17 protein-coding genes are annotated in these 15,059 nt (G+C 61.9%); 7 read left to right on the top strand and 10 right to left on the bottom strand.

Translation table 11 applies throughout. The annotated features are described in order from the left end of the window. Positions 1-40: 40 nt before the first annotated feature. Positions 41-844: a response regulator gene (locus I2H38_RS01065; RefSeq protein ID WP_196269946.1), complete on the bottom strand. Its 804-nt coding sequence runs from the start codon at positions 842-844 to the stop codon at positions 41-43. 190 nt (positions 845-1,034) lie between these two features. Between I2H38_RS01065 and I2H38_RS01060 the strand changes: the two genes are divergently transcribed. Both I2H38_RS01060 and I2H38_RS01055 read left to right on the top strand, forming a co-directional pair. After that, positions 1,035-1,253 (top strand): NepR family anti-sigma factor, encoded by a 219-nt coding sequence (locus I2H38_RS01060; protein ID WP_196269945.1) that lies wholly within the window; start codon positions 1,035-1,037, stop codon positions 1,251-1,253. Beyond that, the gene (locus I2H38_RS01055) at positions 1,250-1,795 is read left to right on the top strand and encodes a sigma-70 family RNA polymerase sigma factor (protein WP_196269944.1); all 546 of its coding nucleotides are present in this window, start codon (positions 1,250-1,252) and stop codon (positions 1,793-1,795) included. Before I2H38_RS01060 ends, I2H38_RS01055 begins: the two co-directional genes overlap by 4 nt. Positions 1,796-1,846: 51 nt before the next feature. Here the strand turns inward: I2H38_RS01055 and I2H38_RS01050 are convergent, their stop codons facing one another. Then, complete coding sequence (locus I2H38_RS01050; RefSeq protein ID WP_196269943.1) at positions 1,847-2,020, bottom strand: DUF1328 domain-containing protein; 174 nt, start codon at positions 2,018-2,020, stop codon at positions 1,847-1,849. A 529-nt stretch (positions 2,021-2,549) separates the two neighbouring features. Next, positions 2,550-3,887 (bottom strand): solute carrier family 23 protein, encoded by a 1,338-nt coding sequence (locus tag I2H38_RS01045; RefSeq protein ID WP_196269942.1) that lies wholly within the window; start codon positions 3,885-3,887, stop codon positions 2,550-2,552. Between the two features lie 164 nt (positions 3,888-4,051). Here I2H38_RS01045 and I2H38_RS01040 point away from each other — a divergent pair, with 164 nt between their 5' ends. From I2H38_RS01040 to I2H38_RS01025, 4 genes are all read left to right on the top strand, one after another. Then, positions 4,052-5,071 carry an alpha/beta hydrolase gene (locus I2H38_RS01040; RefSeq protein WP_196269941.1) on the top strand — a complete coding sequence of 340 codons (1,020 nt, stop codon included), beginning with the start codon at positions 4,052-4,054 and terminating at the stop codon, positions 5,069-5,071. A gap of 119 nt (positions 5,072-5,190) precedes the next feature. Further along, the gene (locus I2H38_RS01035) at positions 5,191-5,637 is read left to right on the top strand and encodes a host attachment protein (RefSeq protein WP_196269940.1); all 447 of its coding nucleotides are present in this window, start codon (positions 5,191-5,193) and stop codon (positions 5,635-5,637) included. A gap of 107 nt (positions 5,638-5,744) precedes the next feature. Next, complete coding sequence (locus I2H38_RS01030) at positions 5,745-6,104, top strand: DUF5335 domain-containing protein (RefSeq protein ID WP_196269939.1); 360 nt, start codon at positions 5,745-5,747, stop codon at positions 6,102-6,104. Positions 6,105-6,275: 171 nt separating this feature from the next. Further along, positions 6,276-7,331 (top strand): Ldh family oxidoreductase, encoded by a 1,056-nt coding sequence (locus I2H38_RS01025; protein ID WP_229426485.1) that lies wholly within the window; start codon positions 6,276-6,278, stop codon positions 7,329-7,331. A gap of 20 nt (positions 7,332-7,351) precedes the next feature. Here I2H38_RS01025 and I2H38_RS21320 read toward each other — a convergent pair whose 3' ends face one another. The 3 genes from I2H38_RS21320 to I2H38_RS01010 form a co-directional block, all read right to left on the bottom strand. After that, positions 7,352-8,653: a flavin monoamine oxidase family protein gene (locus I2H38_RS21320; protein ID WP_196269938.1), complete on the bottom strand. Its 1,302-nt coding sequence runs from the start codon at positions 8,651-8,653 to the stop codon at positions 7,352-7,354. Between the two features lie 212 nt (positions 8,654-8,865). Further along, positions 8,866-9,105, bottom strand: coding sequence for a DUF3297 family protein (locus I2H38_RS01015; protein WP_196269937.1), 240 nt, complete (start codon positions 9,103-9,105; stop codon positions 8,866-8,868). Between the two features lie 111 nt (positions 9,106-9,216). Continuing rightward, positions 9,217-10,416, bottom strand: a complete 1,200-nt coding sequence (locus I2H38_RS01010; protein WP_196269936.1) for an aminotransferase class V-fold PLP-dependent enzyme — start codon at positions 10,414-10,416, stop codon at positions 9,217-9,219. Positions 10,417-10,530: 114 nt separating this feature from the next. Between I2H38_RS01010 and I2H38_RS01005 the strand changes: the two genes are divergently transcribed. Continuing rightward, positions 10,531-11,337 (top strand): IclR family transcriptional regulator, encoded by an 807-nt coding sequence (locus tag I2H38_RS01005; protein WP_196269935.1) that lies wholly within the window; start codon positions 10,531-10,533, stop codon positions 11,335-11,337. A 17-nt stretch (positions 11,338-11,354) separates the two neighbouring features. Here the strand turns inward: I2H38_RS01005 and I2H38_RS01000 are convergent, their stop codons facing one another. From I2H38_RS01000 to I2H38_RS00985, 4 genes are read right to left on the bottom strand one after another with little or no spacing between them, the layout of a single operon-like run. After that, the gene (locus tag I2H38_RS01000; RefSeq protein ID WP_324617323.1) at positions 11,355-11,843 is read right to left on the bottom strand and encodes a RidA family protein; all 489 of its coding nucleotides are present in this window, start codon (positions 11,841-11,843) and stop codon (positions 11,355-11,357) included. Beyond that, the gene (locus I2H38_RS00995; protein WP_196269933.1) at positions 11,840-12,826 is read right to left on the bottom strand and encodes an ABC transporter ATP-binding protein; all 987 of its coding nucleotides are present in this window, start codon (positions 12,824-12,826) and stop codon (positions 11,840-11,842) included. The genes I2H38_RS01000 and I2H38_RS00995 overlap by 4 nt, the downstream gene beginning before the upstream one ends. Beyond that, entirely contained in the window at positions 12,823-13,836 is a 1,014-nt protein-coding gene (locus tag I2H38_RS00990) for an ABC transporter ATP-binding protein (RefSeq protein WP_196269932.1), read from the bottom strand. The genes I2H38_RS00995 and I2H38_RS00990 overlap by 4 nt, the downstream gene beginning before the upstream one ends. Beyond that, a complete protein-coding gene (locus tag I2H38_RS00985) occupies positions 13,833-15,056 on the bottom strand; it encodes an amidohydrolase/deacetylase family metallohydrolase (protein ID WP_196269931.1) in 1,224 nt (407 codons plus the stop codon). Before I2H38_RS00985 ends, I2H38_RS00990 begins: the two co-directional genes overlap by 4 nt. Positions 15,057-15,059 lie beyond the last annotated feature (3 nt).

The raw sequence follows: 15,059 nt of genomic DNA, 5'->3' as shown, positions 1-15,059 counted from the left end.
CGATTACTTGTCGCACCCTGTTTTCGATGCCGCCCCCCGATCAAGCGCTCGCGCGAACTTCCCTGCGGCGGGCGCTTTGCTGGAAGAACAGCGCTTGGCTGATCACGGCTGAGACGTTGGCGGGTTGGAATGGTTTGGCGATCAGGAAGGCGGGCTCCGGCCGCTCGCCTGTCAGGAACCGTTCGGGATAAGCGGTGATGAAGATGACCGGGACCTCGAAGGCCTTCAAGAGATCGTTCACGGCATCAAGCCCGGAACTGCCGTCCGCGAGCTGAATGTCGGCCAGGATCAGCCCCGGACGCTTGGTCGCAGCCAATTTGACCGCTTCCGTCCTCGTCCGCGCCACACCCGTCACGTTGTGGCCCAAGCCCTCGACAAGGGCCTCGAGATCCATGGCGATGAGGGGTTCGTCCTCGATGATGAGGATGTCGGTCGCCATGTCGGCGGCCAATTCGCGCCCCGCCTCATCGACGAGGTCGCGAACGGTCGCCGCGTCGGTGCTCAGGATCTGGCTGACCTCATCTTCGCTGAAACCTTCGAGGCAGGAGAGAAGAAAAGCCTGGCGCGGAAGCGGCGTGATCTGTCCGAGACGGACTTCGGCCGGCAGGTCCCGCTGGATCTGCTCGCTCCGACCATTAACCGAGAGGGAATTCCAAATTCGCGTGAAGACCTGGAAAAGCTCGACCTTGACGTTACCAGAAGGACCGATCGTCTCAGGCTCGCTGACGAGAGTTTCGAGTGTCGCCGCCACGTAGGCATCGCCGGCTATCTGGCTGCCCGTGAGGGCGCGGGCATAGCGACGAAGATACGGCAAGTGTTGGACGACAAGCTGAGCTGTCGACATTCGCATCCCCTTATATGCTTTTTGACTCGTTCGTACCGATACGGACAATTCAACTCGACACGGATGAGAAAGTTCCATTCTTTGGAACCGAAGGCAAGGATGAGCGTTATTGCTCGAAAATCACTGTGCAGTTACTGCCAAGGTTCGCCGTCCCTGCAGATAGAACAGCGGGACAGCAAGGGGATTGTAGATGACAAGCGAGAAGGGGAACAAGCTGGCTCGGGTGATTCCGGAGGAATCCTTGAATAACAAACTCGCAGATGAGCCAAAGCTCGACAGCACCAGTCAAAAACGCATCGGCGACCAATTGCGCGCCATGTATGACGAATTGATGCAGCAACCGGTCCCCGATCGCTTCAAGGATCTCCTCGACCAACTCGACAAGAAAGAGCAGGAGAAGCCGCGATGACTCCGGAGCCGGATCTCCGAGACGCTCTTCTTGCTGCTGTTCCAAGCCTCCGCGCTTTTGCCATCTCCCTGTCGGGCCAAGTCGATCGGGCCGACGATCTGGTTCAGGATACGTTGCTGCGCGCCCTTTCCAATCTTCATCGGTTCGAGCGGGGCACCAACCTGAACGCGTGGCTTTTCACCATCCTGCGTAATCTCTTCCATTCCGAGTATCGCAAGCGCCGGCGTGAGGTTGAAGATCCGGACGGCTCCTATGCCGGACGCCTCAAGGTCCAGCCGGAACAGGGATCGAGGCTGGATTTTGAGGATTTCCGCAGCGCTTTGGCGAAGCTCCCCCCCGATCAGCGAGAGGCCCTGCTGCTCGTCGGCGCGTCGGGCTTTTCCTATGAGGAAGCCGCGCATATCTGCGGCTGCGCCGTCGGAACGATCAAGAGCCGCGTGAACCGCGCCCGTTTCCGCCTCGCCTCCCTGCTGAACGTCGACGATGTGGACGATCTCGGCCCCGACAGCATGACCCGCGCCGCGCTTCAGAACTCTATCTGAACCGTTCGATCAAGACTCGGCGGCGGTATCGATTTGCTGCCTGTCACGTCCTCAAAGGGGATTTCGTCCCCGTAGGAGGCCGATCACCGCGGAGATGGCGAAGAGGACGATAGCCACGAAGAAAATAAGCTTCGCCATCTCGACAGCCGTACCTGCGATGCCGCCGAAGCCGAAAACGGCCGCGACGAGCGCGATAACGAGAAATGTGATTGCCCAACCAAGCATGACATCACCTCATGAAAGGCGTCTGAACGGAACGATCCGATAATGTAGAACCAACGCCAAGCGCGACTGTACGGTTCCGTCAAGGGCTTGGTACCTTGTTGGTCCTGGAGATTAGGAAGTATTGGAGATGATAAGCTTAGGTATGGAACCGACTACCCTTCAGTACGTTTCCCGAATTCGTTGGGAGACAGAGTCAATGAACCGTTCCGTCGCGTATAGAGCGTTTTTTATATTTTCAATCCTTACGGCACTCGCCGCTGTCACCAACGTCGCATCCCATGTCGAGATTGCGAAAGTCCTTGCGCTCATTAGCGGCTCCCTTTCGGCGCTGATGCTCCTGATCGCAGTAGCGACCCCCTCTCACGACCCCGCTCCCGCTCGGATCCACCAACGGCGCTGACGAGCTTTTCTGTTTCGATTCAGCCTGGGGCGGCCTCTGGAGCCGCCCTTTCATTGCGGGATCAAAAGAGAAAGCCCGCGCTGAAGGCTCAACGCGGGCTCAAGAGAGCGTCGTTGCCGGCAGCGGGCTCTATTCAGCGGCCTGGGGCCGTTCCACCGCCGTTGCCGCCCGTCCCACATTCAGGACGTGGTAGAGAATGATGGCGCCGAAGGTCGCCGTGCCGATGCCATCAAGGGTGAAGCCGCCGACCGTGAGCTTGAAGTTGCCTGCGCCGAGAACGAGGGCCACTGCCACGGTGATAAGATTGCGCGGATTGGCGAAATCGACCCGGTTTTCGACCCAGATCCGGCCCGCGGCCGCCGCGATGAGGCCGAAGACCACAATCGACAGGCCGCCGAGCACCGGCCCCGGAATGGTGCCGATGAACGCGCCGAACTTCGGCGACAGGCCGAGGATGAGCGCGATCACCGCCGCGACGACGAAGATCAACGTCGAATAAATGCGGGTCACCGACATCACCCCCATGTTTTCCGCGTAGGTAGTCATGCCCGTGCCGCCTGCGCTGCCGGACAGCATGGTGGCCAGACCATCGCCCATGAACGCACGGCCGAGATAAGGGTCGAGGTTGCGACCCGTCATCGCACCGATTGCCTTGATGTGACCGAGGTTTTCGGCGACCAGAATAATCGCCACCGGTGCAATGAGGCTGATCGCGCGCGCATCGAAGACCGGGCTTTGAAAGGTCGGAAGACCGAACCAGGCCGCCTGCCCCACCTTCGAGAAATCGATGGCCTGACCGAGGCCGAGGATGTTCGCGCAGATATAATAGGCCAGATAGCCGATCGCGCCGCCGGCAAGAACCGGCAGACGCCGCCACATGCCAGGCGCATAAACCGCGACAAGGCCGACCGCGACGACGGTGGTAATCGCGATCCAGCGTGCAAAAGCCGTTCCGGCCTGGTTGTCCGGGCTCACCCCGGAAGCGCTCGAAATGGCAATGGGTGCCAACACAAGGCCGATGGCGGCGACGATAGCGCCCGTGACGACCGGCGGAATGACCCGTTCCACCCAACGGTGGCCGGCCATCTGAACGACGACGCCGATAAGGAAATAGAACACGCCCGCTGCGATGATGCCGCCGAGAGCGAGGGGAATGTTGGGGTTGGGGCTTCCCACCGTCGCGCCAGTCGCCACGAGAACGGGCCCGATGAAAGCGAAGCTCGACCCGAGATAGCTCGGCACGCGCCCGCCGACCACAACGAAGAAGAGAAGCGTCGCGATGCCGGAAAACAGGATCGACACATTCGGGTCAAAGCCCATCAGGATCGGCGCCAGAACCGTCGAGCCGAACATGGCCACGACATGTTGAAGGCCGACGACGATCGTCTGCCCGTAGGGCAACCTTTCATCCGGCATGATGGTCCCTTCCGTTTTCAGGGTCCATCGAGGCAAGAAACCGTTGGTCATGAATACTCCCCCAGAGCAAAACCAAAATTGCGCGCACCGTAGCGCCGAGCCCCTCCAAATGGCTAGGCCGGCTAACAACTTATTAACCGGTGCGATTGCCACATTCCTGGACAAATGCCGCCCCCGCGGCCACACCGCTACACCCTGCCCTAGCGAGGATGACGATGCGTAAGGATAACAGCGTGCCGGAAGGCGTCGTGCACCGGCTTTGGATCGAAAGCGACCATCTCGCAGGCAATTTGCTCGGCGACCCGTCCCGGCGACGCATCGATGTCTATATCCCGGCGGGGCATGACGGGCGTGGGCTCCCCCTCCTCGTCGATCTCGCCGGTTACACGGCGGGCGGACCGGCTCATACCAACTGGAAGAATTACGGCGAGAACGTTCCTGAGCGGCTCGACCGCCTGATCGGCACCGGCGCGATGCCGCCGGTCGTCGTGGCCTTTCCCGATTGCTTCACGCGTCTCGGCGGCAACCAATACATCGATAGCGCGGCGATGGGTCCTTGGGAAACCTTCCTCATCCGCGAGATGTTGCCCTTCGTCGAGGAGCGCTTCGGCTGCGGCGGAGACGGGCATCGCGGCGTGTTCGGCAAGAGCTCGGGCGGATACGGCGCGCTCGTCCATGCCTTGCGCCACGGCGGTTCCGTTTGGTCGGCAGCAGCGTCCCATTCGGGCGACGTCGGCTTCGAATACCTCTATCACCTGGGCGAGTTCGCGGGCACGCTTCGACATCTCGTCGATCATGGCCTGTCGATCGAGACCTTCATCCGTAAATTCGAGGCGGGCCCGAAAGCCAAGGATGCGGATTGGCATGCTCTGATGATCCTCGCGCAATGCGCAACCTTCGATCCTGACCCGAGCCAGTTCTGCGGCATTCGGCTGCCGGTCGATCTTCACACCGGCGAACTCATTGCTGAGCGCTGGGCCAACTGGCTGAGCTGGGATCCGCTGCGCATGGCCGATGCAGCGGAGCATCTCGACACATTGCGGAAGCTGAAGCTGCTGTTCATCGACTGCGGCGACATCGACCAATACAATATGGTCTACGGCTCCCGCATCCTGCACCGGAAGCTCGAGACCGCGGGAGTGCTCCACACCTATGAGGAGTTCCACGACAATCACTTCTCGGTGGATTATCGCATGGATATCAGCCTGCCGCTTCTGGCGAAGGCGCTCAGTTGAGGGCCACATAGCGATCCGCTTTTGTAAATCGATCACCGCGCTAGATGAGTGTTGAACCGGCGCGAACCATGTCGTGAGCACCGAAGGGGGCAGCTGATCCACAAGAGGAACCCTTTGCCATGCCTCACATTCAAACTCGCGTTCTGGTCGTTGTCGCCGATGGGCGGAAGGCGCTTTTCCTGGACGATACCGGAACAGCGCTGCGGCCTCAGTTGCATCTCACGCAAAGCTTGCAAGCATCGGACAATCCTCCAACACACGATCAAGGCACGGACAAGCCGGGGCGCTCCTATCAGAGCGTGGGCACGATGCGCAGCGCCATGGAGCAAACGGATTGGCACGAACTCGCCGAGCAGCAATTCGCCCGGGAGATCGCCGCCGCAATTGATGCCCTTCATCATCAGGACCCTTTGCATGGGCTGATCCTCGTCGCGTCGCCACGGACCCTATCCTATCTGCGACAGGAGATTCCCGAGCCCCTCAAGAAGCTTGTCAGATCCGAGATCGATAAAGACCTCACGCATTGCACGGTTAAGGAGATCGAGCACCATCTGACGCCGACATGAGGCGCACGGACCGATCCTTTAGAGCCCGTTCGTGACGCCCAAGCCGACAATGGACGTCATGCGATAGCCGCTTTTGATCGCTATTTTGCAGGGAAATGGAGGCGTCCATGAGCATCCACAAACTTCATCAAGGTGAGTGGCGGGCGTTCTGCGACCGTGTTTCGAAAGGCCTCGCGGGAAAACTGGCTGAGGTTCAAATCGCATCGCCCGCGATCGGCAGCCAGATCGAGGCGAAGTGGCTGCCATTGCTGGGCCTCGTCTACGATCCGAAAGAAGAATCCATCGAGATTGCGCTCGACGGCCTCGATCACATCATCCAGAAACCGCAGGAATTCTACGTAGACGAAAGCGTGGCTGGCCTGGCGAACTTCGAGATCATCGGAGTGGATGGCACTAAACACATTGTCACCTTGCGAGATCCCTTGATGCTTCCACCGCCAGAGACGGTGAAGCAAGGCGCAGGTTGAACGCGTTCCGATCAATCAAGTCTCTCGGTCATCTTCGACCGGACCTCATTCACGTCGCGCGTTCGCGAATGCCGCGCGGCTCCGCGCTTCATTTGCCGGCCAATGGTGTCTTGCTTTCGCCAATCATATCGCGATTAAACGGAGCCCCTTGTCCGCGCTGGAGCGTCCGTCTTGTCTGAACGATCGAAGAAGCATGCCGAGGAGCTGAGGTTTTCCGCATCGATTCTGGAGGCGCGAGCGCTGACCGCACTGCGTGAGGCCGGCGCCGACGAGAAATCAGCGACGGCAACGACGCGAGCGATGCTGCACGCCTCGCGGTTAGGGGTTGATAGTCACGGCATTCGGCTGACGAGCTTCTACGCGGACTCGTTGAGGACCGGGCAAGTCAACGCCAATCCCGTCTTCAAGCCCCATCGAACGGCGGCGGCGAGTGCGATGCTCGACGCCGATCACGGGCTCGGCCACGCTGCCGCTTATGCGGGAATGGAACTGGCGTGCGAGATCGCGAAGGACAGTGGCATCGGCGCCGTCGGCATCACCCATTCGACCCATTATGGAGCGGCAGGCGCTTACGCGCTCGCGGGCGCGGAAGCGGGTTTCATCTCTCTCTCGACCACGAATGCCGACTCGTTGGTTGCTCTTCATGACGGGACGGCCCGGTTCCATGGCACCAACCCGATCGCCGCGGCCGCGCCCGTCCCTGGCCAAAAGCCATGGCTTTTGGACATGGCGACCTCGGCCATTCCCTACAACCGGATCCTTCTCTTCCGCTCGCTGCAACGCGAATTGCCGCCGGATGTAACGGCGGACATCAGCGGGGCACCGACCCGGGATCCTCACCTCGCCGAAATCCTGACGCCGCTCGGCGGCCGGGACTTCGGCTTCAAGGGGGCCGGTCTTGCAGGCCTTGTCACCATTCTGTCGGCGGTTTTAACCGGTTCAACGCCCGATCATCTGGTCGTCCCGATGAACCCGGAGGATGGCAACGCGACGCGCCATGACATCGGCCATTTCTGCCTCGCAATCGATCCGGAGCGCTTCATCGGACGGGAAGGCTACGACGCACTCATTACGCAATATCTCGCGGGCTTACGCGCATCGCCGGGGTCGGCGCCCGATACACCAATGCTCGCCCCTGGCGACCGTGAGTGGGCGACGATGGAGGAACGAGAAATGCTGGGAATTCCCGTTGACCCGACAACCGCTGCGTTCCTCAAGCTGATCTGACGCGCCGTCTGAGACAGCGCTCAAGCCCGCAGCCGGTCCGCAAGCTCCCGCGCCGCCCGCTCTCCTTCGAGTGTCGCACCGCCGACCGTCATAGCGCCGCCGCCCGCGCTCGCTTCTCCCGCCAACCAGATGCGGTCACCAATGGGAGCCCGCAATCCTTCGCGCGCCGAAATATGTCCCGGCTTCACGATGGAATAAGAGCCCATGGCATACGGATCGCTCCACCACCCGGCCAGACGCCCGCCGGCCACGGTCTCGCGAATGCGTCCGCCGACCATCGAGACCAGGCGTTCGAGGGCGAAATCCGTGGCGGCGCGCTCGCCCGCCCGGCACAAGTCCCGTGCATGGTCGCCGCCGAGATGGGCCAGCACCAAATCCTGGCCGTCCGGCCAGAACTCGAAACTGGTGACGCCGCCGCCCGGTTGCATATCCATGAGATCGGTCGCCTCAACGGCGCCGAAGCGCTCGCGGTCAACCCGAAGCGCGATCTTGGTCAGCGCTCCCATGTGGAGCCCATCGAGGACCTGTTGGGTTTCATGCGGCAGATCCGGCGCGAAACGGAGCCCGCCTGCCTGGAGCACGCCGACCGGCACCGTCACGATGGCGGCGCGAGCGGTCACAAGTCCCCGCGAGGTCTCCGCCTCGACGCGCCCATGGCCCCAACGCAGAAGCGTCACCGGCGTGTCGAGCTGAACCGGAACGTCCGCCCCATAACGCTCGACCAGGGCGCCATAGCCGCCCGCCGGGATGTAATCGTCCCCACTCCAGAGTTGATCATAGTCGTGAAGCGAGACGCGCTCAGGATCTTCGCCAAGAGCGAAGAGCGTGATGCCGCCCGCGGCATCGGCCATCTCGGAAGGCTTGCCGCGCACCGCGTCGGCAAAGGAATGGTCCATCGACCCTGTCGCCTCGACCAGTTTCTCGATCCGGCCATAGGCGTTTCGTCTTCGACGCCGCTCCGCGTCAGACAAAGGGGCTCCATCGCGATAGACGCGGAACCCTCCCCCTCTCGCTTCCTCGCTGAGGCGAACGCCAAGCTCGGCCGCGATCTTCCGCCAGGGGTTGCGGTCGCTCCAATGCACGTAGTGAGCACCGGCATCGAAGGATGCCCCGAGGGAGCGATCCGTATAGGCCCGCCCGCCGATACGCGGACGCGCTTCGAGAACCGTCACGCTTCGTCCGGCCTCGCGCAGCGTCTTGGCCGCCGCGAGGCCCGCCGCCCCGGCTCCGACAATCAGAACATCGACATCATTGGCAAGCGCCCGGCGGGCGATGGCGAAGGAAGCCGTTCCGGCCAGGAGACCGCGTCGGGTGATCCGCATGAGGTCATGTCTCTTTCAATCTGCATACAAGCCGGCGTCATTCCCGTGCCCGTCTTCGAGAGGCGGCAACCGGGTCCGCACGATACCATCACGTCAACGCACCAAAAGCCGCCTTTGGGCGACCTTGATGTCAGACGATTTGGGAGAGACTGTAGACCAGACTGGCTCATTTTTATGGCAGGCGGAGAAGCCGCTCGGCCTGCAAGGCGAAGCTATTCCTCTCGAAAATAGGGCTCGACCGGGCCCTGCAGCTTGATCGTCATGGGGTTGCCGGCGCGGTCTTTAGCCGTTCCAACCGACAGGCGGACCCAGCCCTCGCTGACGCAATATTCTTCCACATTGGTCTTTTCGACGCCCTTGAAGCGGACACCGACGTTCCGCTCGAGCACGGCCGCGTCGAAATAAGGGCTCTTCGGGTTCGTGGAAAGGCGATCTGGAGGCGTGTCGGTCATGGGTTAAACCTTCTGGTAGCGAGCATGAGCCGCCCCAATAGCGGCTCATGGCTCAGTTTCCAACTGGGCGACCGAGACAAAGCGAGGAAGCGCCTCAAGCGAGGTTCGGCCTCACTCCGGCCAGCGCCTGAGGGCTTCAGCCCCGCGATTGCGCCGGTGTTCCAGCGGCGTGGCGATGATTTCATTCGAGCGCCGCGCCTTTTCCAGCTCTTCGACGAGCCGCTCAGCAACGATCACCTCCTGCCCGGGGTGAAGATTGCACGGGTCGAGATAGAAAAAGCCGTGCTCGACTTCGTGATCGCGCACGATGATTGGCCTCTGGCCCGAGGCAAGCGCATCGGCGAGATCCCAGGCGGTGATGTGCGCCTCCTTCGGCTCGACAGCCACCTTCAGGCGATCAAGAGGGTTGTTCGTCGGATCCGCCTCGCGCGTCGCCGTGACGCCTGGCTTTGCCGAAAGCGTCTGTTCCCAGAGTTCGAGATTGCGGGTTTCACGGGCGCGAACCGCCGCATGGTCTCGCTTCTCCCAAGCTTCGAGCGCGGCAATCGTGCCGACGATGCTCTCCTTGCCGACCTTCATGCCACGGCCGATGCCCATATTCTGCAAAAACGCCGCGCGGACCAGATCGGTGCGACCAGCGACGATGCCCCCCGTGGGGCCGCCGAGAAACTTATGCGAGGAATAGAGCGCCATGTCCGCGCCCGTGGCGAGAAAGCCCTTCAGGTCGTATTCCGACGCCGCATCCACGATGACCGGAACGCCGCGCGCGTGACAGATGGCGACGAACTCCTCGAGCGGAAGCAGACCGTACTGAACCGTGTGATGGGAGACGACATAAACGGCAGCCGCCGTCTTGTCCGTGATCGCGCCATCGAGCTGATAGGCGCGCGCGCCCGTCGCCTGTCCGACGGGAACGACTTTCGCGCCCGCCAAGCGGATGCCCTGCTCCACCGGCGCGCCATAGCTGACCATATGACCGGTCATGATCAGCACTTCGTTCTTCAGGCCCGTCGTATCGGGAAGGCGCTCGATGGCCGCAAGGTTCGAGCCCGTCATCGCGCCCGCGACCGCGAGCGTGATGCCGGCGGAGCAAGACGCGGTGACGAAGCCCGCCTCGGTCCCGCAGAGACGGGCGATCACGCGGCTGGACTTTTTCTGCAGGTCGTTGATCTCGACGAATTGCGGCAGTATCGCGGATATGGCGGCAACCGCCTCAGGCACGACGATCGACGCCCCGAGCGACGTCATGGTGCCCGAGACGTTGACGATGGGGCGCAGACCCAGTTCGCTGCGGATGTCTTGCTGGTCCATGTGAGTCTCTTTCATTCTGCGCCGCTAATGCGAGCGATGTTCCATTGTTGAGGAATTCATTGTATTATTCTGCAATTCCCATCTCGGGATTTGCATTAAGCAGGGAGCGCTCCGTTGGACGCCAAGACGCCGAAAATCACGGAGACCGCACCTACAGAGAAAAAGGGCCGCGGCGCGCGTGTGAGCGGCATCGATCGCGCCTTGCAGATCCTGGATTATCTGCAGGAGGAGATGAAACCCGCCGGAGCCTATGCGGTGGCAAAGGCCATCGGTGCGCCGCTTTCCACCGTCTATGTCGTCATCGACGATCTCGTTGAGAAACGGCTCTTGCAGCGCCGCAACGACGGCATGATCTGGCTCGGCCCCCGCCTCTATCACTACGGTCTCGCCTACGCTCAATCCCTCGATTTTCTCGACGTGGCCTCGCATGAAATGCAGGACCTTTGCCGGGAGGTGGAGGAGACCATTCAGATCTGCGGACGGGACGGCGACCACATGGTCGTCATGGCCATGTCGGACGGTCCCGGCCATTTTCGCGTCACGTCGAAAATCGGCTCGCGCGTTCCATTGAACTGGACCGCCTCGGGGCGTCTGCTGGTCGGCCACCTGCCCGACGCCGAGCGGCAGGAGATTTTCCGCCATGCCTCGAAGGTGTCGCCGACCGGCCGCGCGAACACTGATGCCGAGGCGTTGTCCGGTGCTGCTGCGACGGCGCTGAAGGACCGTCTGTCGATTCAGATCAACGAGTCGGATTTTTCCGTCGCCTGCATCGCCTCGCCGATCTGCGATCCGGCCGGCGCGTGCGTCGCCACGATCTCGATCGTGTTGGCGGAACATCGTGTGGTGCAGGACCGGGAGCGCTATACCAATGCCGTCCGCCTCGCTGCGGAGCGGATCGAAACGACATTGGGCTGGCGCTGAACCTGACATCACCGTTCTCAATCGTCGATGGCGACAATCGCCTCGATCTCGACGGTGATGTTGTTCGGCAAGGAGCCGAAGCCGACCGCCGACCGAGCATGAATACCCGCTTCTCCGAACACCGCCATCATCAGGTCGGAGCAGCCGTTGATCACCTTCGGGTGCTCGGTGAAGTCCGGGGCCGCATTGACCATGCCGAGCAGTTTCACCACGCGCTTGACGCGGGAGAGATCACCGAGCGCATCCTGCATCACCGCGATCAGGTTGATGCCCGTGAGCTTGGCGTGTTCATATGCTTTCTCGGCTGGCACATCCCCGCCGACCTTGCCGGTGTGCAAAAAGCCATCGGCCTCTTGCGGCCCCTGCCCCGAGAGAAAAAGCAGGTTTCCTTCCCGCACATAAGTCACGAAATTCGCAATGGGCGTCGGCGGCTCAGGCAGGGCGATGCCAAGCTCTTTCAAGCGAGCTTGAGGGCCGGTGACTGACAAAGATCGAACGTCGTTCACAATTGTTGTCCTTGGGAAATGACTTCGGGATCGCCATGACGGATACAGGCGACTTGGTGTTCCGGGCCGACAGTGTCGAAGGCGGGAACGACCTGCGCGCATTCGGCAATGGCGAAGGGGCAGCGCGTTCGGAACACGCAGCCGGATGGCGGATTCATCGGACTTGGAATGTCCCCCTTCAGAACCACCCGCTGCCGGCTTGCCTTCGGGTCGGGGATGGGCGCGGCGGACAGAAGCGCCTGCGTGTAGGGATGTCGCGGCTTGGCATAGATGCTGCGGCTCGGCCCCTTTTCCATGACGCGGCCGAGATACATCACCACAACTTCATCGCAGAGATATTCCACCACCGACAGGTCGTGGGCGATGAAGAGCATGGTCAGCCCAAAGCTCTGTTGCAGGTCCTGAATGAGGTTGAGCACCTGCGCCTGAACCGACACGTCGAGCGCCGAAACGGGCTCATCCGCGACAATGAATTCCGGCTCCACCGCAAGAGCGCGCGCAATGCCGATGCGCTGCCTTTGACCGCCGGAAAATTCGTGCGGAAACCGCCGGGCATGATCCGGATTGAGGCCGACGCGGGAAAGAAGCTCCGCGATACGATCCCGCCGCGCAGTGCCCTTCGCGAGCCCATGCGTGTCGATGGCCTCGCCGATGATGTCCTCGACGCGCAGGCGCGGATTGAGACTCGAATACGGGTCTTGAAAAACGATCTGGAGACGGCGCCGGTAGACGCGCATCTCCCGCTCGGAGAGCGTGCGCAGATCGACGCCATCGAACATGAGACGCCCGGCGCTCGGTTCGATCAGACGCAGCGTGCAGCGTCCGGCCGTCGTCTTGCCGGAGCCGGACTCGCCGACGAGGCCAACAATGGTTCCGCGCTTGACGTCGAAGCTCACGCCATCAACCGCCTTCACGACGCCGTTGTTCGTTGGAAAGTGCTTCGTCAGGCCCTCGACCTGGAGAAGAATATCGTTGCTGCTCATAGGGTCTCGTGCCTCCAGCAGCGGCTCAGATGATCGGGGCCTGCGACGAGAAGCGACGGGTTGCTCTCGCATTCGGACGTCACGAGCGAACAACGCGGCGCGAAGCTGCATCCGGCAGGCAAAGCCAGAATGCTCGGCACGCTGCCGGGAATCGGGTTGAGGCGCATGCGCTCGCCGGTCGGTGCACGGTCGCGGGTGGCATTCGGAATGCAGGCGAGGAGACCGCGCGTATAGGGATGTTTCTGGTTGTCGAAGAGCGCATCGACCGACGCTTTCTCGACGACGCGGCCCGCATACATCACCACCACATCATGCGCGATCTCCGCCACCACACCGAGATTGTGCGTGATGAAGAGAATGCTCATGCCAATCTCGGCCTGCAGGCGGCGCAGGAGATCGAGAATTTGGGCCTGAATCGTCACGTCGAGCGCCGTCGTCGGCTCGTCCGCGATGAGGAGCTTGGGGTTGCAGGCGAGCGCCAGCGCGATCATGGCGCGCTGGCGCATGCCGCCCGACATCTGGTGCGGATATTCGTCGAGCCGCCTGTCGGCAGCGGGAATCTCGACAAGCTCCAGCATCCGCTTGGCGCGACGGCGCGCTTCCGCGCGGGAGACCGGCTCATGGAGCTGTACCATCTCCATGATCTGGTCGCCGATGGTGTAGAGCGGATTGAGGCTCGTCATCGGCTCCTGGAAGATCATGGCGATCTCCCGGCCACGGATGCCGCGCATCGCCTTTTCCGGCAGCTTCGCCAGATCGAGCACGCGGTCATCGCTTGCGCGATAGAGAATATCACCGCCGACGATGCGTCCGGGGGCAGAAAGAAGCCGCATGATCGACAGGCTCGTCACCGACTTGCCCGAGCCGGATTCACCCACGACCGCAACGGTCTCCCCTCGCCTCACATCGAAACTGACCCCATCGACCGATTTCGCGACACGATCACCGGCCTCGAAATGGGTGCGCAGGTCGTCGACGCGCAGGACGATATCGGCGGGAAGCTCGCTCATCGCGCTCCCGCCCAACCGCAATGCGGGCACGCCGAACTCTCGAGCGTGGCCTTGTATTTCGACTCGTAGCGGCTCGCCTTGATCGCCTCCGAACCGAGCACCGTGAAGCGCGGCGTGATCATCTTTTTCAGATGCGCTTCGTGCCCCATGGAATCACGGATCTTGAGATCGCTGTCCTTGACATCGAACAGGGTGAACTCGGCCCGCGTTCCGGTCTTCAGGAGATTTTCGGTCGGCAATCCAACCACCGACATCGGCGCACGCGTGGACGCTTCGATGACATCCTCAAACGGCATTCCGACCGACAAAAGCTTCGACATGGTCGTGCCCATGTCCCAGACCGGATTGTCGAGGGATCGGTTGTGCAAATCCGTCGAGATCGAGAACGGCAGAAGCCCGCGCTGAATCGCGATCTCGGCAACGCGAAACGAGAACGATGCGCCGCCATGACCCACATCGAGACGCACGCCATCCTTGGCGCAGCGCTCGGCCAGGAGGAAAAGATCTTCGTCCTCCAGAATGTTTCCGGCAGGTTTGCCGTTGAAGCAATGGGTAATGACATCCCCAGGACCTAGGATCTCCAGCACCTCATCGAACAGCGGAGGCGGCTCGCCCACATGCACCATCAACGGAAGCTTCAGGATCTTGGCGACCTTCTTGGCGATCTTGACCGGCGTGATGCCCCAGGTGCCGAGAATGACGCCGCTGGCGCGGACCTTGATGCCGATGATGACGTCGCGGTTCGCTTCCACGCACGCAATCGTGCGATCGATGTCGATGGACCGCATGTCGATCAATTCGCTCACGCGATTGCACGCCACGAGACCGATGGAGCCGATATTCAGGAAGGCTTTGATGCGCTCTTTCGCGGGCTCGATGATGTATTCACGGAACCCATGAAAATTCGCCTCGCCGGCTGACCCGGCATCGACGATGGTGGTGACTCCGCGCTCCACTCCGCACACCTGCGGCCTGATCGAGATGTCGGTGCCCCCGTGCCAGACATGGGCGTGAAGATCGACCCAACCGGGCGAGACATAGGCGCCTGCGGAATCGATCCGCTGCGCGCCTTCCGGCGCTGCGACGGAGGACCCGACGGCTTGAACGAGTCCGTCGCCGCCGATTAGCACATCGACATTGGTGTCAGGCGAGCCGGTCCCGAAGGCGACGGGCTTCACGCCCGCGAGCAGCAGGGGCCTTCCCGTTTCTGCGGAAGTCATGGG

The organism is Microvirga alba (assembly GCF_015694465.1).
Taxonomy (GTDB): Bacteria; Pseudomonadota; Alphaproteobacteria; order Rhizobiales; family Beijerinckiaceae; genus Microvirga; species Microvirga alba.
The sequence above is the reverse complement of the archived record's forward strand: the minus strand, read 5'-3'. Positions and strand labels throughout refer to the sequence as shown.